Raw genomic sequence first — 23,805 nt, forward strand, 5'->3', positions numbered from 1 at the left:
CGGGGCGTGGCTCGTCACAGTGCTGTTCCGAAGTGACCTCTACCCGGACTGGTACCGGCCGTTTGCGGCCCTGACCATATCCGCGAAATAGAGGAAAGTGCCGGAACCGCTATGACTATCGTTGCGCATTCCCACCCGTTTGTCGTCGGCGTCGACACCCACGCCAAAAACCATGTCTACGCCATCATCACCGCTACCGGGGAACTGCTCCAGACCCGGGATTTCCCGACCACCAGCGCCGGCATCAACCGGGCCATCGCCTGGGTCGCGCGCCGCACCGGCGCCGATCTGGGGACCCTGTGGGTGATCGAGGGCGCCGCGTCCTATGGCGCCCTGCTCGCCGGTGCCGTCGGCGCCGCCGGCTACCAGGTCGCCGAAGCCGCCCGGATGGACGCCCGCACCCACCGCGGAGTCGGCAAGTCCGATGTGTTGGACGCGCACCGGATCGCCGCGGCCGTCCTGCCCCTCCGGGAGCAGCAGCTGCGCCGCCCGCGGCTGAACGAAGGGATCCGTGCAGCCTTGCGGGTCCTGGTCACCGCGCGGGAGTCCATGACCACCGAGCGCACACGGTCCGTGAACGCACTGACCGCGCTCCTGAGGGTGAACGATCTGGGCCTGGACGCCCGCAAACCCCTGACCGGAACCCAGATCGCCGAGGTCTCCCGTTGGCGGGCCCGCGAAGAACCGCTGGCATTGTCCGTTGCCCGCTCCGAAGCGGTCCGGCTGGCCAGACACATCAGCGAACTCGACGCGGACATCAAAACCAACGGCTCCCGGATCACCGAACTGGTCGAAATCAGCGAAGCCGCGCCCCTGCTGCAGGAAACCGGATTCGGTCCCGTCACCGCCGCAATCTGCCTGACCGCGTGGTCCCATCAGGGCCGGGTCCGTTCCGAGGCCGCCTTCGCTTCCCTGGCCGGGGTCAGCCCGATCCCGGCCTCCTCCGGGAACACCGTCCGGCACCGGCTCAACCGCGGCGGCGACAGAACCCTGAACAAAGCCCTGCACATGATCGCCCTCAGCAGGATGACCTTCGACACCGAGACCATCGGATACGTCCAGAAACGACAAGCCGAAGGACGGACCAAAAGGGAGATCCGCCGGTGCGTGAAACGCTATCTCGCCCGACGGATCTACCGAACACTCAACAACACAAACCCAACACCCAGCCACGCTTGACGAACCATAGAAGGGTCATTAACTGCGACCTAGTTGGGTGAGGCGCGTGGGGGGCGCGTGGGATCAGCCTTCGACGCCGAGCCTCTCCAGGATCAGTTCCTTGACGCGGCCGGCGTCGGCCTGCCCACGGGTGGCCTTCATGACTCCGCCGACGATCGCACCGATGGCCTGCAGCTTGCCGCTGCGGATCTTCTCCGCGACGTCGGGCTGGGCCGCCAATGCGGCGTCGATCGCTTCCAGCAGGGGGCCGTCGTCGGACACGACGGCGAGGCCGCGCTTCTCGACGATCTCGGCCGGAGTGCCCTCGCCGGCGAGGACGCCGTCGAGCACCTGGGAAGCCATCTTGTTGTTGATCTTGCCGCCCTCGACGAGCTTGTTGAGCTCCACGATGGTTTTCGGCGTGACGCCGAGTTCGGAGGGGTCGACGTCGGCCGTCTTGGCACGTCCGACGATCTCGCCCATCCACCACTTGCGGGACACGGAGGCGCTGGCACCGGCGGCGATGGTTTCCTCGATGGAGTCCATGACGCCGGCATTCACGACGTCGCGGAACTCGAGGTCCGAATAGCCCCAGTCGGCCTGGAGCCGCTTGCGGCGGGCTGCGGGCGGCTCGGGCAGCCTGGCGCGCAGCTCTTCGACCCACTCGCGGGACGCCAGGACCGGAACGAGGTCCGGCTCCGGGAAGTAGCGGTAGTCGTCGGCGTCGGACTTTGCGCGGCCCGACGTCGTGGTGCGCGTGTCCTCGTGCCAGTGGCGCGTTTCCTGGATGACCGGCTCACCGGAGTCCAAAACGGCGGCGTGGCGCTGGATTTCGTATCGGACGGCGTGCTCGACGGCGCGCAGCGAGTTCACGTTCTTCGTCTCGGAACGGATGCCGAAACGTTCGCGGCCGTGCGGGCGCAGGGAGACGTTGGCATCGCAGCGGACGTTGCCGCGTTCCATCTTGGCGTCGGAAACGCCGAGGTTCTTGACGATTTCGCGCACTGCGGCAACGTAGGCCTTGGCGAGCTCGGGTGCCCGGCTGCCTGCGCCCTCGATCGGCTTGGTGACGATTTCCACGAGCGGGACACCGGAACGGTTGTAGTCCACCAACGAGTAGTCGGCACCCTGGATGCGGCCTGTGGCGCCACCCATGTGGGTCAGCTTGCCGGCGTCCTCTTCCATGTGTGCGCGTTCGATCTCGACACGGAACACGGTGCCGTCCGAGAGTTCGATGTCCAGGTATCCGTCGTACGCGATGGGCTCGTCGTACTGGGACGTCTGGAAGTTCTTCGGGGTGTCCGGGTAGAAGTAGTTCTTCCGGGCGAAGCGGCAGTACTCGGCGATCTTGCAGTTCAGGGCAAGGCCGATCTTGATGGAGGACTCCACCGCCGTTTTGTTCACCACTGGCAGGACGCCGGGCATGCCGAGGTCCACCTCGTTGACGTTGGTGTTCGGCTCGTCGCCGAAGACGTTCGGGGCTGAGGAGAACATCTTGGTCTTGGTGTTGAGCTCCACGTGGACCTCGAAGCCAAGGACGGGATCGTACTTCTCCATGGCCTCTTCGAAGCTGAGGATGGCGTCGGTAGACATCAGTTGGAACCTCCGGCGATGGTGGAGCTGGAACCAAGAACAGGGGCGCGGTCCAGTAAGGGGCCGCCCCATTTCTCTTCGAGCAAGGATTCAAGGACAGCGCCCACGCGGTACAGGCGGGCGTCCTCGCGGGCAGGCGCCAGCAGCTGGATGCCTACGGGGAGGCCGTCTTCGTCCGCCAGTCCGCCAGGCAGGGACAATCCGGGGATACCGGCCATGTTCGCCGGGATCGTGGCGACGTCGTTGAGGTACATGGCCAGCGGATCGTCCAGCTTCTCCCCCAGCTTGAAGGCTGTAGTGGGAGCCGTCGGCGAAATCAGGACGTCGGCCTGCGCGAACGCGGCCTCGAAGTCACGCTGGATGAGCGTGCGGACCTTCTGCGCCGAGCCGTAGTACGCGTCGTAGTAGCCGGCGCTCAGGGCGTAGGTGCCCAGGATGATGCGTCGCTTGACCTCATCGCCGAAACCGGCGGCGCGGGTAGCGGCCATGACGCGTTCGATCGTCATGGGGCCGTCCTTGGGCAGGACACGCAAGCCGTAGCGGACGCCGTCGAACTTGGCCAGGTTGCTGGAAACCTCGGACGGCATGATCAGGTAGTAGGCGCCCAGCGCGTACTTGAAGTTGGGGCAGGAAACCTCGACGATCTCCGCGCCGGCCTCCTTGAGCAGCTCAAGGGACTCGTTGAAACGGTTCTCGACGCCGGCCTGGTAGCCCTCGCCGTGGAGTTCCTTGATGATGCCGATCTTCATACCCGTGACGTTGCCCGTCTTGGCTGCGGCAACGAGGGTGTCGAAGGGGTCCGTCAGCGAGGTGGAGTCGAAGGGGTCGTGGCCGCCGATGACTTCCTGCAGCAAGGCCGAGTCGAGCACGGTCCGCGAAACCGGGCCGATCTGGTCCAGCGACGACGCCATAGCGATGGCGCCATAGCGCGACACTGCACCGTAAGTGGGCTTCATGCCGACCGTGCCGGTGACGGCGCCGGGCTGGCGGATGGATCCGCCGGTGTCCGTGCCGAGGGCCAGCGGAGCTTCGAAAGCTGCGACGGCGGCCGCGGAGCCACCGCCCGAGCCGCCCGGAATGCGGTCCAGGTCCCACGGGTTGCGGGTGGGGCCGTAAGCCGAGTGTTCCGTGGAGGACCCCATGGCGAATTCGTCCAGGTTGGTCTTGCCAAGGATGGGCATCTTCGCTGCGCGCAGCTTCTTGATGACGGTGGCGTCATAGGGGCTGTGCCAGCCCTCGAGGATCTTGGAACCGGCCGTGGTGGGCTGGCCGATGGTGACGATGAGGTCCTTGACGGCGATGGGCACGCCGGCGAGCTCGTGCAGCGCCTCGGCTTCGGCACCGCCGGCGGCGCGGATCGCGTCCACCTCGGCGGCCACGGCGAGCGCTTCTTCGGCGTTGACGTGCAGGAATGCGTTGACTAGCCCGTCAACGTCGGCAATGCGGTCCAGGTACGCCTGGGTGACCTCAACGGACGTGACCTCGCGCGCGGCCAGCTTGGCGGCCAACTGTGCCGCGGACAGGCGGATGAGTTCGGAGTTGTTCAATTCAGTCATTCGCTTAGTCCTCATCCAGGATTGCCGGAACCTTGAAGCGGCCCTCGAAGGAATCCGGAGCCCCGGACAACGCCTGCTCGGCCGTAAAGGTGTGGCCCACGACGTCCTCACGGAATACGTTGCTCAACGGAATCGGGTGGGACGTGGCCGGGACATCGTCCCCGGCGGCTTCGCTGACGGACTTCACCGAATCCACGATGACGGCAAGCTCGCCGGCCATCCTGTCCAGCTCTTCAGCACTCATTTCAATGTGAGCCAGACGCGCAAGATGCGCGACGTCGTCACGGTTGATCGCAGCCATGGATCTCCCCTGCAAAGTTCAAATGGTTTTCCGGACTAGTCTACGTGGGTTGGACCCCGAACAACGCGGGGTCACTTACGGCCCATCCGGAGGTCCCGAATGGGCCGTAAGTGACCCCGCGTTGCTGGTTGCTTTGTTAACCGATGCCGATGGCTCCCGTCAGCATGCCGACTGCGAGCATGACGACGGAGATGACGGCCGTGCGCCAGAGGACCTTTTTATGGTGGTCTCCCAGTTCAACCTTCGCCAGGGACACCAGCAGCAGGATCGCTGGGACCAGGGGGCTCTGGAGGTGGAAGGGCTGGCCGGTGATGGAGGCGCGCGCCATTTCCGCGCCGCTGATGCCGTAGTGCGCGGCGGTTTCGCTCAGGACCGGCAGGACGCCGAAGTAGAAGGCGTCGTTGCTCATGAAGAACGTCATCGGGATGCTGAGCAGGCCGGTGATGACGGCCATGAACGGGCCCATCTCGGCGGGGATGATGTGGACGAGCCACGCCGACATCTCCTTGACCATGCCGGTGCCGTTGAGGACACCCGTGAGGACGGCTGCAGCCATGACCATGCTGACCACAGCCACGATGGACGGCGCGTGGGCCACCAGCTGCGCGCCCTGTTCCTTGACCTTGGGGAAGTTCACCAACAGGGCAATCGCGGAACCCACCATGAAGACGTACGGCAGCGGCACCAGGTTGGCCACGAGCATCACCATGACAGCGACCGTCAGTCCGAGGTTGAACCAGAAGAGCTTCGGGCGCAGGGTCTTGCGGTTGGGATCGAGAGCGGTGTCGGTCAAGCCGGTGTCGGCGAGGTCAACGAGGGTTTCAGTGCGTTCCAGGACCACGACGCCGGAGCCTCCGCCGGTGCCAGTACCACCGCGTTGCGTGCCGCCGTCGAACGCGTCACCGGCGTCAGCGACGTCGCCCCAGATCTCGGGAGCCGTGGCGCGGAGGCGGTTGCGCTCCTGCAGGCCCAAGAGCCAGGAGAACACGAAGACCACGACAAGGCCTGCGATCAGGGAGGGAACCATCGGGACAAACACGTCGTTGACATCGATCTTGAGGGCGGTGGCGGCGCGGGCCGTGGGGCCACCCCACGGCAGGATGTTCATGGTGCCGTTGGCCAGGCCGGCCACGCAGGTCAGGACCACAGGGCTCATCTTCAAACGCAGGTACACGGGCAGCATCGCTGCGGTGGTGAGGATGAAGGTGGTGGAGCCGTCGCCGTCGAGCGATACTGCGGCCGCGAGGATGGCGGTGCCCAGGACCACTTTGGCGGGGTCGTTGCCCAGCTTGCGGAGGATGAACTTCACCAGGGGGTCGAACAGGCCGACGTCGATCATGAGTCCGAAGTACACGATCGCGAACATCAGGAGGGCGGCCGTGGACGTCATGGACTTCATCGAGTCCATCACCATACTTCCGATGCCAAGACCGGCACCGGCAAACAGGCCGAAGATGGTGGGAACGATGATCAGCGCCAGAACGGGCGTCAACTTCTTTGTCATGATCAGGACCATGAACACCGCAATCATTGCGAATCCAAGCAATACCAGCACAGCCGGCTCCTTACTACAGTGAACGGCATCACGTCGATGTGATGCGCGATACAGAACGTATAGTGGCGACGCTCACGGCAAGGCCTTTGTGGGATTTGATGGACATACTGCTGATTGAGAGCATTTTGCTCATTGTGCTCAATGCTTCAATGGAGAGGTAGACGTAGAAATACAGCGCCGCTGCTGCCCCGCTCCAGCCGGCCAATCCCCGCCGGAAGGAGGCAGCATGCCCAGGCTTGCCCTGCGGTTCTCGACGCAGACCCTGCTCCTGCAACTCGGCGTCGTCCTTTTGGTGGTGCTGCTAAGCGGCTCCGTCCATGCGTGGCTCGTCTATGGTCGGATCGGCACGGAGGCGGAGAACCAGGCGCTGACTTTGGCACGCACCGTGGCCTCGGACCCCGCGCTCCGCTCCCAGGTCGAAGCCATCAGCAAAGAGCCCGGAACCCCACCCGCCACCGTTCTCGCGGCCGGACCCATCCAAGCTGCTGCCGAGGCCGCCAGGAGCCGCACCGGTGCTTTGTTCGTGGTGGTCACGGACGAGACCGGCCTGCGGCTGGCCCACCCGGACCGGGTCCGTCTCGGCGAACGGGTCAGCACGGACCCCTCGGATGCCCTCTCCGGGAAGGAAGTCACCACTCGGAACACCGGAACCTTGGGACCATCGGCGGGCGCCAAGGTCCCGGTCTTCGCTCCAGGTTCCGCAGCGACAGGTTCCGCAGCGACAGGTTCCGCAGCGACGGTGGTGGGCGAAGTCAGCGTCGGCTATTCCATGGAGTCGCTCGGCCAAAGCCTTGCCGAGGACATCGTCCCGATTGCCCTGACCGCTGCGGGCTCCCTGGTGGCCGGCGTCCTCGCATCGTTCCTCCTCCGTCGTCGTTTGCAGCGCCTAACCCTTGGCCTCGAACCCGAGGAGATCAGCACTCTGGTGCATGACCAGGTGGCCGTGCTTCAGGGCGTGGACGACGGCGTGATCGGCATTTCCGCTGATGGCCGCATCACCGTCTTCAATGCCGCGGCGAGGCGGCTGCTCGGCATGCCGGAAGGCTCAGGAACTCCTGGCTCCCCCGCCACGGCCGGCTCGGCCCGGTCCGGCACCGACTTGGCGGGCACTGACATGGCGGGCACTGACTGGGAAAGGGCCGCCGTCCCGGCGAAGCTCAAGGCCCTCACTCAACCCTCTGCGCACGACGCCGAAGCAGTGGAAATCGTGGCGGGCGGCCGGGTCTTGGTTGCCAACGCCCGCAAGGCGCTGCACCGCAAGGAGGATCTCGGCTGGGTGGTCATGCTCAGGGACCGCACCGAGCTGCAGCAGCTGACGCGCCAGCTCGACGCCGTAGGCACCATGTCCGCCGCGCTGCGGGCCCAGCGCCACGAATTCGCGAACCAGCTCCATACGATCGCCGGCTTCATGAGCATCGGCCAACACGGCCAGGCCAAGGACTATCTCGCCAGGATCTCCGCCACCGGGCCGCTGAAGTTTCCTGTCCAGCAAGCCGAGCTCCTCCAGGATCCGTATTTGCAGGCGTTCGTCGGCGCGAAAAGCGTGGAAGCGGACGAGCGGGGGGTGGCGCTGCGGATCGGCCCCGAGACCTTGGTGCGGGAGCACGTCACCGAGCCGCAGGACGTCACCACGGTGCTCGGCAACCTGATCGACAACGCAGTCAACGCCGCCGTCGCCGGCTCTTCGACCCAACGCTGGGTGGAGCTTGAGCTGCTCGACGAACCAGGGCCCGACGGCGGCACGCTGCACATCGTCGTCGCGGACTCCGGCGACGGCCTCGGCGGTGTCGAGCCCGAAAGGGTTTTCGTGGAAGGATTCACGACGGCGGAGCCCGCCGAGGGCGGTATTGCCAGGGCCGGCGGGCAGGGACTCGGCCTCGCACTGGTCCTGCAACTCGCCCGCCGTCGGGGTGGCGATGTGCGCGTCCTGGACCCGGGTTCGACAGGCGGCCCAGGCGCCGTCTTTATGGCCACGATGCCGGGCGTGACGGGCACGCCGGACAATGCCGTCCGGGCCGTACCACCCGCAGCTGAACGCAAGGAAGGACACCAGTGAGCGAAGACTTCAGGGTGTTGATCGTGGATGACGATTTCCACGTCGCCAAGCTCCATGCCGCCTATGTGGACTCTGTGGCCGGTTTCCTTGCCCTGGCCCCGGTGGGATCCACGGCGCAGGCGCTCCAGTCTGTGCATAGCCTTCGGCCGGACCTTGTGTTGCTGGACGTTTATCTCCCGGACGGCTCAGGCTTGGATCTGCTGGGCCAACTCGATGTGGATGCCATGATGCTGACTGCGGCATCCGATGCGGTGTCTATCAGGACCGCCCTGCGCCGCGGGGCCTTGGCGTATCTCCTGAAACCGTTCACCGCTGAATCTCTGTCGCAGCAACTGCGTTCGTACGCCAGATACCGGAGAATCCTCGGCCGCCAACATGCCGTGGACCAGGACACGATCGAGCGGGCCAAGCGGGCGCTCGTGGCAGGTGACGTGGCGCCGTCGGGAAAGCCTCGTTCGGCGACCGAGGCGTCCGTGCTGGAATCCTTGGCACCGGGGGAACAATACTCGGCCACGGAAGTGGCCGAACGGGTGGGCGTCTCGCGCGCCACGGCGCAACGGTACCTGTCCTCGCTGGCCGATGATGGCGCCGTCGAGATCCAACTGCGTTACGGCACCACGGGCCGCCCGGAACACCGCTACGGCGTCCCCGCGCGGCTCTCCCCCAAGTAGCTGCCCACCCAACTGACTCGCAGTAGATGCCGTTATGAGGCGTCAAAACGACACCTAATGCGAGTTAGTTGGGCTGCTTACGCGCTCTTCTGGGCCACCAGTTCGATCTCGACCAGCATTTCCGGGTCGAGGAACGGCAGGACGTGGACCAGGGAAAGGGTGGGACGGATCTCGCCGAAGACCTCGCCGTGTGCGCGGCCGGCGTCTTCCCACTTGCTGATGTCCGTCAGGTAAAGCTTGGACTGCACGACGTCGTCGTAAGCGAACCCGGCGTCAGCCAGGACCGCTCCCAGCTTTTCGAGGATGTATTTGGTCTGCGAGTAGAAGTCGTCGCCGACGATCGCGTTCTTGCCGTCAACGGTTCCGGACGCCGCCGTGGCCGAAATGAAGAGTGTATTGTCCACCTGGACCGCACGGGAGTATCCAAGGGTCTGTTCCCAGACCGAGCCCGTGCCGAATGTCTTGCGCATGCCGCGCCTTTCTCAGTTTCCGCACCCGGCCCGATGACCGGGGTTTACGAGGAAACCTTATGGCTGGCGGACATCCTGCCGGTAAACGAATAGTTTTATGTCGGTCCCGGGTACGAACCAATCACGCTCCGGCTCGCGCTCGAATCCGGTCTTGGCGTAGAGGGCATTCGCGCTTTCCCATGTGGCGCCTGTCGTGAGGGAAACGGCGTTGATGCCATCCATGGAACGGGCTTGGTCGACTACTGCCTGGACGAGGGCGCGTCCCGCGCCCGAGCGCTGAACCTCCGGATCAACCACCAAGGTGCGCATTTCGAGTTCGTCAGGAAGGCCAATGTCCGAAAAGTCGCCGCCGGCCCTGGCCGACGTGACGGAGCCGATAACCTGGCCATCGCGCTCGGCGACGAAAACGTCGGCATACCGGGCGCGGCCGGCCACATCGCGCAGCTTCTCCAAGTACGGGTGATCCGGGCTGCCGTAGTAGCCAGCGGTCACGTAAGACGCCATCGTGACTCGGGCTACGGCGTCGTAGTCTTCGGGCAGGGCGGGACGGACGGTAATCTGCGAATGCACTGATCCATGGTAGTCGGGTCCGCGGGGGACGACCTGCCAAAGCGGCGTTTCCGTGACCGAACTATCACCCGGGACCCGACACTCGCTCAGACATACGCCCCAATCCCCCAACGCTCGCTCAGACATACGTGAGCGAGCGTCCAAGGAAAACCCCGGATACGTGAGCGAGCGTCGTAAAATACGACGGCGGCGGGCGGCTTCGCGGCGCCCCGCCCCCGACGCTCGCTCAGATATACGCCTCAATCCCACAACGCTCGCTCAGATATAAGTGAGCGCGGAACTGGGGTCGCTCGCCGCGGCCGGAGCCTGACATCAGGATGTTGGGTGCACGAGTCACCGGCGGGGCCAGTTCCAGGGCGGTCCCTCCAGTGCAGCGAGGTCCTTGATCCTTGTCTCCCCCAGGTCCTTGTACAGCTCATGCTGATGAACGCGTCCGCTCTCCCGCAAGGCAGCGATCAGGGGCGCAGAGTGGGAGACCACAATCAGCTGGCTGCGCTCACCGGCCTGAACGATGAGCTGGGCCAGCGCCGGCATGAGATCCACATGCAGACTGGTTTCCGGCTCGTTGAGAACCATGAGCTCCGGCGGCCTCGGCGTCAGAAGCGCCGCAACCAACATGAGGTAGCGGAGTGTGCCATCGGACAGTTCGGCGGCCGCCATGGCCCGAAGCATACCCGGCTGTTGGAGCTCGACGCTGAAGCGACCATCGACGACGGCGATCCGCAGCCTACTGCCCGGGAAAGCGCTGCCGATCGCGTCGTCGAGCAGACCGTCCTGGCCGGTTTCGCGGAGTGTCTGCAAGGCTGCCGCAAGATCACCCCCGGAATGGTGGAGGACGGGAGTCCTGGTGCCGATTTGCGCCTGACGGGCTGGAGCTTCATGGTCGGTGCGGAAGTGGTCATAGAAACGCCAAGACCGCACCATGTCCCGAACCCTGAGTACCTCCGGGGCCCTGTCATAGTCAGAGACTTCTGTGAGCATGCTTTCGTAAGCGTGCAGGCGACGGGACAGTTCCACCCATTCGCCTTTCCCGCCTCTCAGCCGGGCAACGGCCCCTTTGCGGTCCACGAGCACCGACCCGGGCCTGGCTACCGGGCCGGAAAATACGTGCTCTCGCTTGATCTCCGGATCCCTGTTGAAAGCGGACGGGACGGTCCTGCCAATGGCGTCGTCAAAAGCGCCAGCGGGAACGGGCAGTCCCAGGTCGATCAGGTAGCCGAAGTCATCTCCGGAGAAACCCAGTTTCAGGTTGACGGATGCCTTCCGGACTGTTCCCTGCACCGGCGCTTCACCCCGCCGCATGGCATCGCTGATGGTTTCTGGTCCGGCCCATAACGTTGAGCTGAGCCCCCCATCGCGGGCCAAGGAACCCACCACGTTCGCGGAATCGCTCCCGGCACACTCAGACAGGAGCCGCAAAGCACGGTAAAGCGAGGACTTGCCGCTGCCATTGGAGCCGGTGACCAAGTCCAGGCCATGCAGCTCCATGGTCAGGTCCCGGATGGAACGGTAGTTCGAAATCGCCAGCGTCCGTATCATCGAAGACTCCGCGATCCTAAAGCGGGAACTTGCCCGAGAGCTCAAGGGTTCCCGCGCAGGTCCACGCTTCCAAACGGTCCGCGTCTGTGGGTCCGCCGTCCAGCGGGCTGGTCAGCCGTGGGCGGCGGACCCAGCAGCCGGCTTCCTCGGCGATCAGGGCACCTGCCGCGTAGTCGTGTTCGTTGAGCCCCCGCTCCCCGAAGGCGTCGTGGGTTCCATCGGCCACGAGGCAGAGATCCAATGCGGCGGAGCCGAGCCTGCGGAGATCGGCAAAACCTTCCATGAGGTTTCCGAGCCCGGCGAACTGCTCGGCCCTCGTGGCGGGATCGTAGCTGAACCCGGAGGCCACAATCAGCCCCGTACGGCCCAGCAGCGGTCCGCTCAACTGGGTGCGCTCCCCGTTTTCTTCAAGCCACGCTCCGTGGCCGCGTGCCGCCGAGTAGATGCGTCCAAGCGCCGGGGCGTTGACGACGCCGGCCAGCCAGACGCCGTCGGCATCAGCAACGGCCACGGACGTGGCGTAGTAGACGATATTCCGGATGAAGTTGGTGGTGCCGTCCAGCGGATCGATCGACCATCGGTAGCCACTGGGCTCCTCGGGCCGCGTGGTGCCGTGCTCTTCGCCCGTGATGGTGTCGTGCGGGCGGGCCGCGGTAATTGCGCCCCGCACAGCGTTCTCCGCCGCGACGTCGAAGGCCGTCACCCAGTCGCCGGCGTCACCTTTGTTCACGACGCCGAGGTTCCCGGCCGAGTTGGGGCCCGCAGGCCTGGCCGCGAGCACCTCCGCTCCTGCCGCGGCGGCCGCGTGGGCGACAGCGAGAAGCTCCAAGACATCGGCCGTCATTCGGCGGCGTCCGCTTCCGCCGCGGCAGCGCCAGCCAGAGAAACCGCTGCGTCTTCATCATCCGGAGCCGCGCCGCCGACGGGTTCCAGGACGCCGTCGAGCAATGCCTTGAAGCCGTCCTCGTCCAACACCCGGATGCCAAGCTGCTCTGCCTTGTCCAGTTTGGAGCCTGCGTTCTCCCCGGCCACGACGTAACTGGTGTTCTTGGAAACGGAGCCGGCTGCCTTGCCGCCCCTGATGATGATGGCTTCCTTGGCTTCGTCCCGGCTCAGCGTGGGGAGGGAGCCCGTCACCACGATGGTGAGGCCTTCAAGGTTCCGCTGGATACCGGCGTCGCGTTCGTCAACCATGCGCACACCGGCAGCTGCCCAGCTATCAACGATTTCCTGGTGCCAGTCAACGGCAAACCATTCCTTGAGTGCCGCGGCAATGGTCGGTCCCACCCCGTTGACGTTGGCCAGTTCCTCCTCAGAGGCGGCCCGGATTGCTTCCATGCTGCCAAGAGCGGTGGCCAGGGCGCGGGACGCAGTGGGGCCGACGTGCCGGATGGACAGGGCAACCAGGACGCGCCAGAGGGGTTGCGTCTTGGCTTTCTCGAGTTCCTTGAACAGTTTGTCCGTGGTGGCTGTGGGTTTGGAGGGTGTCTTGGCGGTGGCCTTGGAATAGAAGTAGGGCACCAGTTCGAACGTTCCCGTGCCCACGCCTTTGGAGCGCTTCTCACGGTGGATGCGGACCTCGGCGAGATCCTCCGGTGTGAGGCTGAACAAGGCCGCTTCGCTGCGCAGGGGCGGAGTTTCCGGTTCCGCAGGCTGGGTGAGCGCGATGGCTGCTTCCCACCCCAGTGCCTCAATGTCGAAAGCGCCCCTGCTCGCCACGTGGAAGACACGCTCGCGCAGCTGGGACGGGCAGGACTTCGCGTTGGGACAGCGGATATCGACGTCGCCTTCCTTCGCCGGAGCCAGGGGCGTGTGGCAGGACGGGCATTCCGTGGGCATCACGAACTCACGGACGGGAGGATCCTGCTGGTCTCGCAACGCCAATACCGGCCCGACGATCTCAGGAATGACGTCTCCGGCCTTCCGCAGAATCACGATGTCGCCGATCATGACGCCCTTGGCCTTGACCACGTCCTGGTTGTGCAGGGTAGCCATCTCCACGGTGGATCCGGCCACCTTGACCGGTTCCATCACCCCGTAGGGAGTGACGCGGCCGGTGCGGCCGACGTTGACCTGGATGTCCAGCAGCTTGGTGTGGACTTCCTCCGGCGGGTATTTGTAGGCAACCGCCCAACGAGGCACCCGAGAGGTGTAGCCGAGGGCACGCTGCGTGGCGAAGTCGTCGATTTTGACCACGATGCCGTCGATCTCGTGCAGGAGGTCGTGCCGGTGTTCGCCAAAGTGCTTGATGAAGTCGAGGACCTCCTCGAAGGAGTCCAGAACCTTCAAATAGGGGCTGACCGGCAGGCCCCACTCCTCCAACAGCTTGTACGTTTCCGACTGGCTCGTGGAGTCAAGGCCTTCGCGGGCCCCGATGCCGTGGACGAACATCCTCAACGGACGTTTGGCGGTTTCCGCGGGGTCTTTCTGGCGCAGCGAGCCGGCCGCGGCGTTGCGTGGATTGGCCAACGGCGCCTTGCCGGCTTCGATCAGCGCCTCGTTGAATTCGGCGAAAGCCTTGGACGGAATGAAGACTTCACCCCGGATCTCCACCTCGGACGGAAATCCGCTGCCGCTGAGCTGGCGCGGGATCTCCTTGATGGTGAGCACGTTGTGGGTGATGTCCTCGCCCGTGGTGCCGTCTCCGCGCGTGGCGGCACGTACAAGCTTGCCGTCGCGGTAGAGCAGGTTCACTGCCAGGCCGTCGATCTTCAGCTCCGTCAGCCACGCAATGCGGGTAGCCGCGGTGCCCAGCTTTTCGACCGAAGCCTCAGCCTTGCGGACCCAAGCTTCCAACTCGTCCAGCGAGAAGACATCCTCCAGGCTGTACATTCTCTGGAGGTGCTCGACGGCGGCGAAAGCGGCCGAAACCTCTCCGCCCACTTCCTGCGTGGGCGAATCGTTGGACACGAGCTCGGGATGCAAAGCCTCGAGCTCCTCAAGGCGGCGGTAGAGGGAGTCGAACTCGGCATCCGAAACAGTCGGCGCATCTTCCTGGTAGTACGCATAGCGGTACTTGCGGACGAGGTCTGCGAGGTTTTCGTACTCTTCCCGTACGGCTTCCGTTGGAACTGCGGTTTCGCTCTCTGCTGTGCTCACGTACCTATCTTGCCGCAAAGCAGCGACAAAATAGGGCCCCCGGACGGGAAGCAGGGACCACAAGCAGGAATCAGTGCGAGAAGCGGTGACGGCTCCACAAAGCGAAGGCAATGCCGCCCGCCGCCACCAAAAGCACGCCGCCCATGATGGCGATCACGGCGAACATGTCAGAACCCGGCCCTTTTGTACCGCTCACCGCGGCAGCCTGGGTCGCCTTGAGGCCGTCTTGGATCGGGGTATTCCAATTGGACGACGCCGACGGCGAGGCACTAGCCGTCGGGCTGCCCGACGGGGTAGCCGAGCTCGAGGCTACCGGAGCCTCCGACGGCGCAACGCTGGGTTCCGGCTCCGGGGTCACCTGCGTCATGGGGGCCGGTTCGGGCGCGGCGGGTGCCGGCACAACCGGTGCGGGTGCCGGGACCGCCGGCGCGACGACGGGTGGCTTGGTGGGCGCGGGATCCACGACCTTCGGCTGGGTTGGCGTGGGCTCGGTTGGTGCCGGGTCCGGGGCCGGGGCCGGGGAAACTTGTCCCTGCCCGGGAGGCCCGACGGTCTCGGCATGGGCCGAAAGCAACGGGAAAGCGCACATCACCACAGCCATGGCAATGCCCGCGAGGGCCACGGAGAACGGGCGTCGCACGGCGGTACGGGTCGCGCCGCCAGAGCGCGCGGAGGAGCGTTGTGTCATGTTTACCTCTGCAGGACGGCACAGGCCGCCCGGAGTTGGGGTGGTATTGACCGGAATCTTCCTACAAAGTCCGGGCGTGTCGCAAATCCCGTCCCCCAAAAACGCCATCGGCAGGAGCCTGCACCAGTCCCTTCGGCGTCGTTCTACTCGATCCTGGCATCCACCACAATCGCGGTGACATTGTCCCGTCCGCCACTCAGCAACGCCTCCTGAATGAGGGCATCCACCGCGTCTTGGGGCTTCTCCACCGCGCGCAGGATCCGGGACATGTGCTCGTCGCTCAGCTCCCCGGTGAGTCCGTCCGAGCAGATCAGCATCCGGTCCCCATCCTGGATGGGCAGCAACCAGAAGTCCGCTTCGTTTTCCCCGCCTGTACCGAGGGCGCGGGTCACCACATGGCGGCGCGGATGCACCGTGGCTTCTTCACGCGTGATGCTTCCGGCCTCCACGAGTTCCTGGACTTCCGAATGGTCCACGCTCACCTGCCTGAAATCGCCCCGGCTCAAGCGATACGTGCGCGAATCGCCGACGTTCATGACCAGCCAATATGGAACGCCCATGTGCTCAGCGACAACGACGCCGGTGAGCGTAGTTCCGGCGCGGCCACCCGTGGCATTCCGGATCTGGGAGTCGGCGGCAAGGATGCACTCTTGCATGGCAACAGCGGTCGCCGAGCGGACTCCGGACGCCAATTGGGGCATGCTGCCGAGGGTCCGTACGCACAACGCGCTGGCAATCTCGCCCGCCTCGTGGCCGCCCATGCCGTCAGCGACCGCGAAGACCGGATCCTCCGCGATGAGCGAATCTTCGTTGAGTTCCCGGCTGTGTCCGCGGTCCGTCCCGTAGCCATAGCTCAACGTGAATCCGGGCTCGGGGGAGGTCGCTGCAGAGGGTGAAGTCATCAGTCGAGAACCAGTCCCTTGCCAAGGCCGCGGGCAAGCCGGACGGGGAGGATTTCCCCGAAACCACGAACGTTCTCGGCCGTCTGCGGAACCAGGACGAAGCGTTCGTCCTGGCCTAGCGCTGCTGCCGTCATCTCGTCCACGAGGACCGTGCCGGGTTCGGCCAAGGCGGTGAGGCGGGCCGCGAGGTTGACGGTGGGGCCGTAAATATCGCCGAGGCGGGAAAGGATCCGTCCCCAGACCATGGCGACGCGGGCTTCCGGCAGGATTTCGTCTTCCGTGAAGGCCTGGGCGAGGGCCAAGGAGATCTCAGCGCCGGCGGCCGGCGTCTCGGCGATGTAGAGGACTTCGTCGCCGACGGTCTTGACGAGGCGCCCTCCGCCGATGGAGATGATTTCCGCGCATTTGTTCTCGAAGCGCTGGACCAACTGGGCCAGGGTTTTCTCGTTCATGCGGCGTGACAGGCTCGTGTAGGAGACGAGGTCGGCAAAGCCCACGGCGCGCGCCAAGGGCAAAGGGGCATCGTCTTCGTCCCCTTCGCGGCCGGCTTCGCTCGCCTGAAGACCTGCCTCTGCTCGGACGGCCAGGCGCTGCACACCGGCGTTCATCTGGCGGCGCCACGAGTACAGAAGGATCTCTTCCATGGCGTCGACGAGGTTGGGCAGTTCATTGACCAACTGTTTGCGGGCAACGGCGTCGGGAATGCCTTGCTGCATCACCATGTCTTCGATGAGGGCCTCGACTTGCCACACCACCATCCGGTCGGTCATTTGGCCGATCGCGCGCGTCACGGAAATGGCGGCTTCCTCGGTGAGCTTTCCTGCGCGGACGAGGTCAAGGATGGTGGAAAGCGCAGCGAGGTCGCGCTCAGTGAACGCGACGTCCTGGTCGCCGAAGTTGGGGAAACCCAGCGCTCGCCACAGCTTGCGGGCAGACAACAGCGAGACGCCTGCTCCGGCCGCCACTTCGCGTCGCCGGAGTTTGCGTTCGCCGCCCAGGAGCCTGGTTTCCAGGGCCTTGATGGCAAGCCGTTCTGAAGACAGGGCGCCGGTTGGCGGGGACACTACGGGGAGGACCCCTGTTAGTGCTTGGTCCACGGAAGGTTCGGGCACGGCGTCGGGCTCGTGGTCCATGTACTCAGGCTCCTGCTCGTCAACGCTCATCTCTTCCACCTTCTCTCATATCCCAGGGCAACGCGGCATCCGGGTCGTCAACTGGTCCAGCAAAACTGTCAAAATCGCCGGTCTCTTGCCCGGCGCCGGGGCCGAACCTGACATTCGCCGGAAGCTCGGCCATGGCATCCAGGATGAAACTTCGAAACTTGCCGACCTCCGGGACATCCGCGAGAACGGCCTCGCCGGGGTGCCCGGTATCCAAGGATATATTCCCGGAGCGCAATATCCGTTGGAGCAGCGATTGTTGAATCCCCACGCTACGCACCGCAGCCAGCGGAACCTGCCAGTCGCCGCGGCGAAGCATTCCGAAACGGGCAACTATCCGGCCGCTTGTCAGGATGTACCGTATGCCGCGCCAGCGGATGAATCGCGGGAGGCTGTAGCCGAGCAGCACGATCGCCACTAGGGCCAGGCACGCGGTAACCAACCATTGGGTCCAGTCGCTTGTGATGACCGGAATCAATTTGCCCGGTCCGCCCTTGACAATCCATGCACAGGCGAACGCGGCGGCAGCGGGGACGAGTATGAATGTCAGGACGGGACCAAAGAGCATCCTGGGCTGCTGCCGCGTGATCACGATGACTTGCTCCCCACGCAGGAGCTCTTTACGCATAACCGCTTTCGGTAGCCCTCAGGTGGACGACGTCGCCGGCGGTCACGACGTGCTCGCGGCCACCATGGTCCACCACTAAAAGGGAACCATATTCATCCAACCTGGACGCATGCCCCACCAATTCGTGGTCGCCGGGCAAATGGGCCTTTACTTCGCGTCCCAAGGTGACCATGACAGCTTCTACCCGCTTGTGCAGGGAGGAGCCGCCGGCCAATCCCGCTGTAGGGTCGCCGTCGGCATTGCAGAAACTGCGGTACAGCGTTGCGAAGCGGGAGAGATAGTTGCGAAGAAGGACAGTGCGGTCCGTGGTGGTGGCACCTTCAAGCAGGAGGGACGTTGCCGTGGGGACAGGCAATTCATCCTCGCCGAGCGTGACGTTGAGGCCGGTACCCAGGATCACCGCCGGAACCGAGCCATCGCCCATCGGCCCCATCTGGGCCAGGATGCCGGCGATCTTTTTGCCCCGGACGAGGACGTCGTTGGGCCACTTGATCTCCGCAGGCAGGCCCGCGGTTTCCAGGAGGGTCTCACGCAAGGCGAGCGCACCCAGGAGGGAGAGCCAGGAGTAGCTCTGGGTCGGGACGGGCAGTCCTTGGGAATTCACGGGGCGCAGGACGATCGAAACGGAAATCGCCGAACGTGCGGGAGATTCCCAATGACGGTCGAGCCGGCCGCGCGCCGCCGTCTGGTGCTCGGCGGTGAGGACTGCGAGGTCGCCCCATTCCTTGGGCTCCGTGGTAACGGCGCGCAGCAGATCAGCGTTGGTGGAACCGGTGGTCTCCACGATCTTCAATTGCGAAATACCGGCGGCCGCGAGGAAGTCGGGATGAAGCAGGGCATCACGGTCCAGGCCCGGGCGCGGGGCACGTGGTTCGGTGCTGGCAGGCTGTTCGACATCCATAGACAGAATCCTATCCAGCCAGGCAGGTCCCGGAAGAAGTTCTCCGCTTAGAGGAAGATATCCGGCACCAGCTTCTCCTCCGGGGCACCCAGACTGTAGGGCCTGAAGTCCGAAACGCCCGCAGCCCGCAACACCTGTTCGTCCGTGTAGAAGTTGCCCGAACTTGCCGAACCGCCTGAGTCTGCGGTCAGGTGCGCGCCGGTCAGGACAGCGTGGGCAGCGTCGGCCATGATGTCCGAGCCTCGGGCGGCTTGGACGATTTGTTCCCCGCCCGGCATATTCCGGATGGCAGCAGTGTCGATCAGGGTGCAAGGCCAGAGCGAGTTGACCAACACGCCGTCGTCCTTGAGTTCTTCGGCCAGTCCCAGCGTGGTGAGGCTCATGCCGTACTTGGCCATGGTGTAGGCCAAGTGCATGCCGGCCCACTTCGGGTCGAGGTTCAACGGCGGCGAAAGAGTCAGGATATGGGCGTTGCCCGATTTCCGCAGGGCCGGAAGCGCGAGCTTGGACAGCAGGAAGGTGCCCCTGACGTTGATGTCCTGCATGAGGTCATAGCGTTTCATGTCAATCGCGTCAGTGCGGGAGAGATCTATCGCCGAGGCGTTGTTGATGACGACGTCGATTCCGCCAAAGCGTTCGACGGCGGCGGCAACCGCCGTGGCAACGTCGTCGTCGTTGCGGACGTCCCCAACGAGCGGCAGCGCCTGTCCGCCCGCTGCTTCCAGTTGCTCGGCGGCCGTGAAGACCGTTCCTTGCAGCTTGGGGTGGGGTTCTCCGGTCTTGGCCATGATGACGATGTTGGCGCCGTCGCGGGCCGCGCGGGTTGCGATTGCCAGGCCGATGCCGCGGCTGCCGCCGGACATCAGGATGGTGCGGCCCTTCAGAGATCCACGTGCCTGGTAGGGAAGGGCAGGGTTTGCAGAAGCATCGTTGCTTGAGGTCATGAGGACACTGTAGCCCAACTATGTTACTGGCGAGTAACATGGCTCGATGCTCGACTTGAAGTCCGAAAATTGTAGGGTTTCTACAGCGGTCTGTGGCTTTTGCGTCATTAGACTAGCCAACAGGGCCCGCACTTTGTACGGATGCTACTTAAGAGCGCATGCCTAACGAAGCAGTGCCAGCGTAAATCAGCTACAGAGCCGGAGATATTTGATGAGCCACGATCTGACAACGACAGCGGGAAAGATTGCCGACTTCCGCGACCGCCAGGCCCGTGCAGAACAACCTTCCGGCCCCGAAGCCATCGAGAAGCAGCATGCCCGCGGCAAGAACACCGCCCGCGAACGCATCGACATGCTCCTCGATGAAGACTCCTTCGTGGAGTTCGACGCTTTGGCCGTCCACCGCTCCACCGCGTTCGGCATGGAGAAGAAAAAGCCGCTCGGCGACGGGGTTGTCTCAGGCTATGGCACCGTTGATGGCCGCCTGGTGGCCATCTACAGCCAGGAATTCAGCGTCTACGGCGGCTCCCTGAGCCAGGTCAACGGCGAGAAGATCGTCAAGGTCCAGGAGTTCGCCCTCCGCAACGGCTGCCCGATGGTGGGCATCAACGACGGCGGCGGCGCGCGCATCCAGGAAGGCGTCGCCTCACTGGCGATGTTCGCCGACATCTTCCGCAACAACGTCCATTCTTCCGGCGTCGTCCCCCAGATTTCCCTCATCATGGGCCCGTGCGCCGGCGGCGCCGCCTACTCCCCCGCCCTCACCGACTACGTGGTGATGGTGGACAAGACCTCCCACATGTTCATTACCGGCCCAGACGTCATCAAGACCGTCACCGGCGAAGACGTGGACATGGAAACCCTCGGCGGCGCGCGCCAGCACAACGCCACCACCGGCACTGCGACGTACCTCGCCAGCGACGAAGCCGATGCGATCGAGTTCGTGCGCGAACTCCTGGACTTCCTGCCGTCCAACAACCTCTCCGAGGCACCCGTGCTGGAGCACGAGCAAGAGCTGGAGCTCGACGACGACGACCTCGCCCTGGACGCGCTCATCCCGGACTCGGCCAACCAGCCCTACGACATGCGCAAGGTCATCGAGCAGATCGTGGATGACGCCCATTTCCTCGAAATGCAGTCGCTCTACGCCCCCAACGTGATCATCGGCTATGGCCGGGTTGAAGGCCACACCGTCGGGATCGTGGCCAACCAGCCCATGCAGTTCGCCGGCACGCTGGACATCTCCGCTTCGGAAAAGGCAGCCCGCTTTGTCCGCCACTGCGATGCCTTCAATGTTCCGATCATCACTTTGGTGGACGTCCCCGGCTTCCTGCCCGGCAAGGACCAGGAATTCCAGGGCATCATCCGCCGCGGGGCCAAGCTGCTTTACGCGTACGCCGAGGCCACCGTGCCCAAACTGACGGTCATCACCCGCAAGGCCTACGGCGGAGCGTACATCGTGATGGGCTCCAAGAAGCTTGGGGCCGACCTCAACCTGGCCTGGCCCACGGCCCAGATCGGCGTCATGGGCGCCCAAGGTGCCGTGAACATCCTGTACCGCCGCGACCTTGCCGCCGTCGCCGAGGCCGGTGGCGACGTCGAAGGCAAGCGCGCCGAGATCATCCGCCAGTACGAGGAAGAACTCCTCAACCCCTACCAGGCGGCCGAGCTTGGCTACGTCGACGCCGTCATCGTGCCGTCGGAGACCCGCATCCAGATCATCAAGGGCCTTCGTGCGCTTCGCGACAAGCGCGCCAGCCTGCCCACCAAGAAGCACGGAAACATCCCTCTGTGAGCGCCGGACAGAACCTTCCTGACTCCGGGCCTGATTCCACTGACGTGGAGCCGGCGCAACCGTTGCTTTCGGTCGTCAAGGGAAACCCGACGCCGGAAGAGCTCGCGGCGCTTGCCGCCGTCGTCGCCTCCCTTGGATCGCCGGAGGAAGCCGAAACTCCCAAACCCAGCACGCGGCACTGGCTGCGACGGCAGCAACTGCGCATGGACCCCACTCCGGGGCCAGGCGCCTGGAAGCGCAGCCGGGGTTAAGTTCTGTGGTGCCCCAACTGAGTCGCATTTAATGTCGTTTTGAAGGCTCAAAACGACAACAACTGCGAGCTAGTTGGGTTGGCCTCCGAGACATCTGCAACAACCCTTTCACAAGAGTCTTGTCGCGGTTAGGCTCTTGGGGTGACTACTCCTAACACAGCTCCGGCACGCCTCCAGACTGCCATCGATGCGGTCGCCGACGCCTACACGGACACCCTTCTTGCCCTCAACCCGACCCTCGCCACCACCCTGGGCCTGCCCGGACACGAAACCGAGTACCAGGACTTCTCGCCTGCCGGCGCGGAGGCATTTGCCCAGGCAGCGCGCCGAACCCTCGATGAGCTGGCTGCCCTCGCACCGGCGGACGCTTCCGATGTCGTCACCCTTGACGCGATGCGGGAACGGCTCGGACTGGCCCTCGAGATCCACGAGTCAGGCTGGGACGCCGCGGACCTGAACAACATCGAGTCTCCGGCCCAAACCATCCGCGCGATCTTCGACCTCATGCCCACCGACACTGCCGAACACTGGGGGCACATCGCCGGCCGCGCGGCCAACATTGCTGAAGCGATCGACGGGTACATTGTTTCCCTTCGTTCAGCCAAGGAGGCAGGGAGAGTCTCCGCAGCCCGCCAAGTCAAGATCGTCATCGAACAGACCAGCAAATACGCGGCCGAGGACGGCTTCTTCGCCAAGCTCGCTTCGGAAGCATCCCTCGATGGGCAGCCGCTGCCGGTGGAACTGCAGGAAGAGCTCGACGCCGGTGCCGCCGTCGCGCGCTCCGCTTACTTGCGCCTCGCCGCCTTCCTCGAAGCGGAGCTTCTGCCCTTTGCTCCCGAAAAGGACGCGGTGGGCCGCGAACGCTACGCCCTGGCCTCACGTTTGTTCCTCGGAGCAACCGTGGACCTGGAGGAAACATACGCCTGGGGCGTGCAGGAACTCGACAGGATTATTGCCGAACAGGAGCGCGTAGCCGAGCAAATCAAGCCTGGCGCGTCCATCGAGGAAGCCAAAGCCATCCTCGACAACGATCCCGAGCGGCAAATCAAGGGCACCGATGCCCTCAAGGCTTGGATGCAGGACCTCTCCGACCGCGCAGTAGCCGAACTGGCCGACGTGCACTTCGAGATCCCGGACATCATGAAGACGCTCGAATGCCGCATTGCGCCCACGGACGAAGGCGGCATTTACTACACAGGTCCCTCTGACGACTTCTCCCGGCCCGGGCGCATGTGGTGGTCTGTCCCCGCCGGCGAAGATACCTTCACCACCTGGGCCGAAACCACCACGGTGTTCCACGAAGGCGTCCCCGGCCACCACCTCCAGGTGGCCACCGCCGTCTATCGCCGCGAACTCCTCAACAACTGGCGACGGAACGTCTGCTGGGTGTCCGGGCACGGTGAAGGCTGGGCCCTCTATGCCGAAAAGCTCATGCTGGAGCTCGGCTACCTCAAGGACCCGGGCGACCACATGGGCATGCTGGACATGCAGCGCATGCGCGCTGCCCGCGTCGTGTTCGATATCGGCGTCCACCTTGAGCTGGAAGTTCCCGAACGCTGGGGCAGCGGCACCTGGACCTCTGAAAAGGGCTTCGAATTCCTCAAGGCCAACCTTCCCATCAGCGCGGGCCAGCTCCAGTTCGAATTCACCCGGTACCTCGGCTGGCCGGGGCAGGCTCCGTCGTACAAGGTAGGGCAACGGCTATGGGAAGAAATCCGGGCTGAACTCGAACGCCGCGACGGATTCGACCTGAAGGCCTTCCACACGGATGCGCTGAATATCGGCTCGGTTGGCCTGGATACTCTCAAGCGCGCTTTGCTGGGTTGACCCAACTCCCCGCCCGGAGGGCGGACATCCTCTGCGTGCTCGCTCGTTCCTCGCTTAGACGCACGCTGCCGGATGCCCGTCCTCCGGGCTTCGCGACCCAACAATTCGCTCCCATATCGAAGCCCAAACGCTGTTACATTC

General features: G+C 64.7%; 21 protein-coding genes. 6 read left to right on the forward strand and 15 right to left on the reverse strand.

Annotated features, from left to right (window positions below; genetic code table 11):
• Positions 1-111 precede the first annotated feature (111 nt).
• Positions 112-1,179, forward strand: coding sequence for an IS110 family RNA-guided transposase (locus tag ACSVHC_RS03920; RefSeq protein WP_437770106.1), 1,068 nt, complete (start codon positions 112-114; stop codon positions 1,177-1,179).
• Between the two features lie 63 nt (positions 1,180-1,242).
• Here ACSVHC_RS03920 and gatB read toward each other — a convergent pair whose 3' ends face one another.
• The 4 genes from gatB to ACSVHC_RS03940 all read right to left on the reverse strand — a co-directional run bounded on the left by gatB (position 1,243) and on the right by ACSVHC_RS03940 (position 6,163).
• Positions 1,243-2,751 (reverse strand): Asp-tRNA(Asn)/Glu-tRNA(Gln) amidotransferase subunit GatB, encoded by a 1,509-nt coding sequence (gatB, locus tag ACSVHC_RS03925; protein ID WP_439180601.1) that lies wholly within the window; start codon positions 2,749-2,751, stop codon positions 1,243-1,245.
• The gene (gene gatA / locus ACSVHC_RS03930; protein ID WP_437772996.1) at positions 2,751-4,307 is read right to left on the reverse strand and encodes an Asp-tRNA(Asn)/Glu-tRNA(Gln) amidotransferase subunit GatA; all 1,557 of its coding nucleotides are present in this window, start codon (positions 4,305-4,307) and stop codon (positions 2,751-2,753) included. The genes gatB and gatA overlap by 1 nt, the downstream gene beginning before the upstream one ends.
• 4 nt (positions 4,308-4,311) lie before the next feature.
• On the reverse strand, positions 4,312-4,608 hold the full coding sequence (gene gatC, locus ACSVHC_RS03935) for an Asp-tRNA(Asn)/Glu-tRNA(Gln) amidotransferase subunit GatC (RefSeq protein WP_078105822.1): 297 nt from the start codon (positions 4,606-4,608) through the stop codon (positions 4,312-4,314).
• 136 nt (positions 4,609-4,744) lie between these two features.
• Positions 4,745-6,163, reverse strand: a complete 1,419-nt coding sequence (locus tag ACSVHC_RS03940) for a CitMHS family transporter (RefSeq protein ID WP_439180602.1) — start codon at positions 6,161-6,163, stop codon at positions 4,745-4,747.
• 226 nt (positions 6,164-6,389) lie between these two features.
• On the opposite strand from ACSVHC_RS03940, the gene ACSVHC_RS03945 reads away from it, so the two are divergent.
• Both ACSVHC_RS03945 and ACSVHC_RS03950 read left to right on the forward strand, forming a co-directional pair.
• On the forward strand, positions 6,390-8,219 hold the full coding sequence (locus ACSVHC_RS03945) for a sensor histidine kinase (RefSeq protein WP_439180603.1): 1,830 nt from the start codon (positions 6,390-6,392) through the stop codon (positions 8,217-8,219).
• The gene (locus ACSVHC_RS03950) at positions 8,216-8,890 is read left to right on the forward strand and encodes a response regulator (RefSeq protein WP_437772993.1); all 675 of its coding nucleotides are present in this window, start codon (positions 8,216-8,218) and stop codon (positions 8,888-8,890) included. Before ACSVHC_RS03945 ends, ACSVHC_RS03950 begins: the two co-directional genes overlap by 4 nt.
• Before the next feature lie 77 nt (positions 8,891-8,967).
• Here ACSVHC_RS03950 and ACSVHC_RS03955 read toward each other — a convergent pair whose 3' ends face one another.
• The 11 genes from ACSVHC_RS03955 to ACSVHC_RS04005 form a co-directional block, all read right to left on the reverse strand.
• Entirely contained in the window at positions 8,968-9,360 is a 393-nt protein-coding gene (locus ACSVHC_RS03955) for a RidA family protein (RefSeq protein ID WP_437772992.1), read from the reverse strand.
• A 57-nt stretch (positions 9,361-9,417) separates the two neighbouring features.
• Positions 9,418-9,930 carry a GNAT family N-acetyltransferase gene (locus ACSVHC_RS03960; RefSeq protein ID WP_437772991.1) on the reverse strand — a complete coding sequence of 171 codons (513 nt, stop codon included), beginning with the start codon at positions 9,928-9,930 and terminating at the stop codon, positions 9,418-9,420.
• Between the two features lie 333 nt (positions 9,931-10,263).
• Positions 10,264-11,469: an AAA family ATPase gene (locus ACSVHC_RS03965; RefSeq protein WP_437772990.1), complete on the reverse strand. Its 1,206-nt coding sequence runs from the start codon at positions 11,467-11,469 to the stop codon at positions 10,264-10,266.
• Positions 11,470-11,485: 16 nt separating this feature from the next.
• Positions 11,486-12,313 (reverse strand): inositol monophosphatase family protein, encoded by an 828-nt coding sequence (locus ACSVHC_RS03970; protein ID WP_437772989.1) that lies wholly within the window; start codon positions 12,311-12,313, stop codon positions 11,486-11,488.
• A complete protein-coding gene (ligA, locus tag ACSVHC_RS03975; RefSeq protein WP_439180604.1) occupies positions 12,310-14,568 on the reverse strand; it encodes an NAD-dependent DNA ligase LigA in 2,259 nt (752 codons plus the stop codon). The genes ACSVHC_RS03970 and ligA overlap by 4 nt, the downstream gene beginning before the upstream one ends.
• Positions 14,569-14,638: 70 nt before the next feature.
• A complete protein-coding gene (locus tag ACSVHC_RS03980; protein ID WP_437772987.1) occupies positions 14,639-15,256 on the reverse strand; it encodes a hypothetical protein in 618 nt (205 codons plus the stop codon).
• A gap of 143 nt (positions 15,257-15,399) precedes the next feature.
• Entirely contained in the window at positions 15,400-16,158 is a 759-nt protein-coding gene (locus tag ACSVHC_RS03985; protein ID WP_437772986.1) for a PP2C family protein-serine/threonine phosphatase, read from the reverse strand.
• Positions 16,158-17,321 (reverse strand): adenylate/guanylate cyclase domain-containing protein, encoded by a 1,164-nt coding sequence (locus tag ACSVHC_RS03990; RefSeq protein ID WP_437772985.1) that lies wholly within the window; start codon positions 17,319-17,321, stop codon positions 16,158-16,160. The genes ACSVHC_RS03985 and ACSVHC_RS03990 overlap by 1 nt, the downstream gene beginning before the upstream one ends.
• The gene (locus tag ACSVHC_RS03995) at positions 17,311-17,946 is read right to left on the reverse strand and encodes a PH domain-containing protein (RefSeq protein ID WP_439180605.1); all 636 of its coding nucleotides are present in this window, start codon (positions 17,944-17,946) and stop codon (positions 17,311-17,313) included. Before ACSVHC_RS03995 ends, ACSVHC_RS03990 begins: the two co-directional genes overlap by 11 nt.
• Positions 17,939-18,847, reverse strand: a complete 909-nt coding sequence (locus ACSVHC_RS04000; RefSeq protein WP_437772983.1) for a biotin--[acetyl-CoA-carboxylase] ligase — start codon at positions 18,845-18,847, stop codon at positions 17,939-17,941. Before ACSVHC_RS04000 ends, ACSVHC_RS03995 begins: the two co-directional genes overlap by 8 nt.
• A 47-nt stretch (positions 18,848-18,894) precedes the next feature.
• Positions 18,895-19,791 (reverse strand): SDR family oxidoreductase, encoded by an 897-nt coding sequence (locus ACSVHC_RS04005; protein WP_437772982.1) that lies wholly within the window; start codon positions 19,789-19,791, stop codon positions 18,895-18,897.
• Positions 19,792-20,002: 211 nt separating this feature from the next.
• On the opposite strand from ACSVHC_RS04005, the gene ACSVHC_RS04010 reads away from it, so the two are divergent.
• From ACSVHC_RS04010 to ACSVHC_RS04020, 3 genes are all read left to right on the forward strand, one after another.
• The gene (locus ACSVHC_RS04010; protein WP_437772981.1) at positions 20,003-21,586 is read left to right on the forward strand and encodes an acyl-CoA carboxylase subunit beta; all 1,584 of its coding nucleotides are present in this window, start codon (positions 20,003-20,005) and stop codon (positions 21,584-21,586) included.
• Entirely contained in the window at positions 21,583-21,837 is a 255-nt protein-coding gene (locus ACSVHC_RS04015; RefSeq protein ID WP_437772980.1) for an acyl-CoA carboxylase subunit epsilon, read from the forward strand. The genes ACSVHC_RS04010 and ACSVHC_RS04015 overlap by 4 nt, the downstream gene beginning before the upstream one ends.
• A gap of 141 nt (positions 21,838-21,978) precedes the next feature.
• Positions 21,979-23,664: a DUF885 domain-containing protein gene (locus tag ACSVHC_RS04020; RefSeq protein ID WP_437772979.1), complete on the forward strand. Its 1,686-nt coding sequence runs from the start codon at positions 21,979-21,981 to the stop codon at positions 23,662-23,664.
• The last annotated feature ends 141 nt before the right edge of the window (positions 23,665-23,805 follow it).

It is taken from the genome of Arthrobacter sp. KNU-44 (assembly GCF_051843155.1).
Lineage (GTDB): Bacteria > Actinomycetota > Actinomycetes > Actinomycetales > Micrococcaceae > Arthrobacter.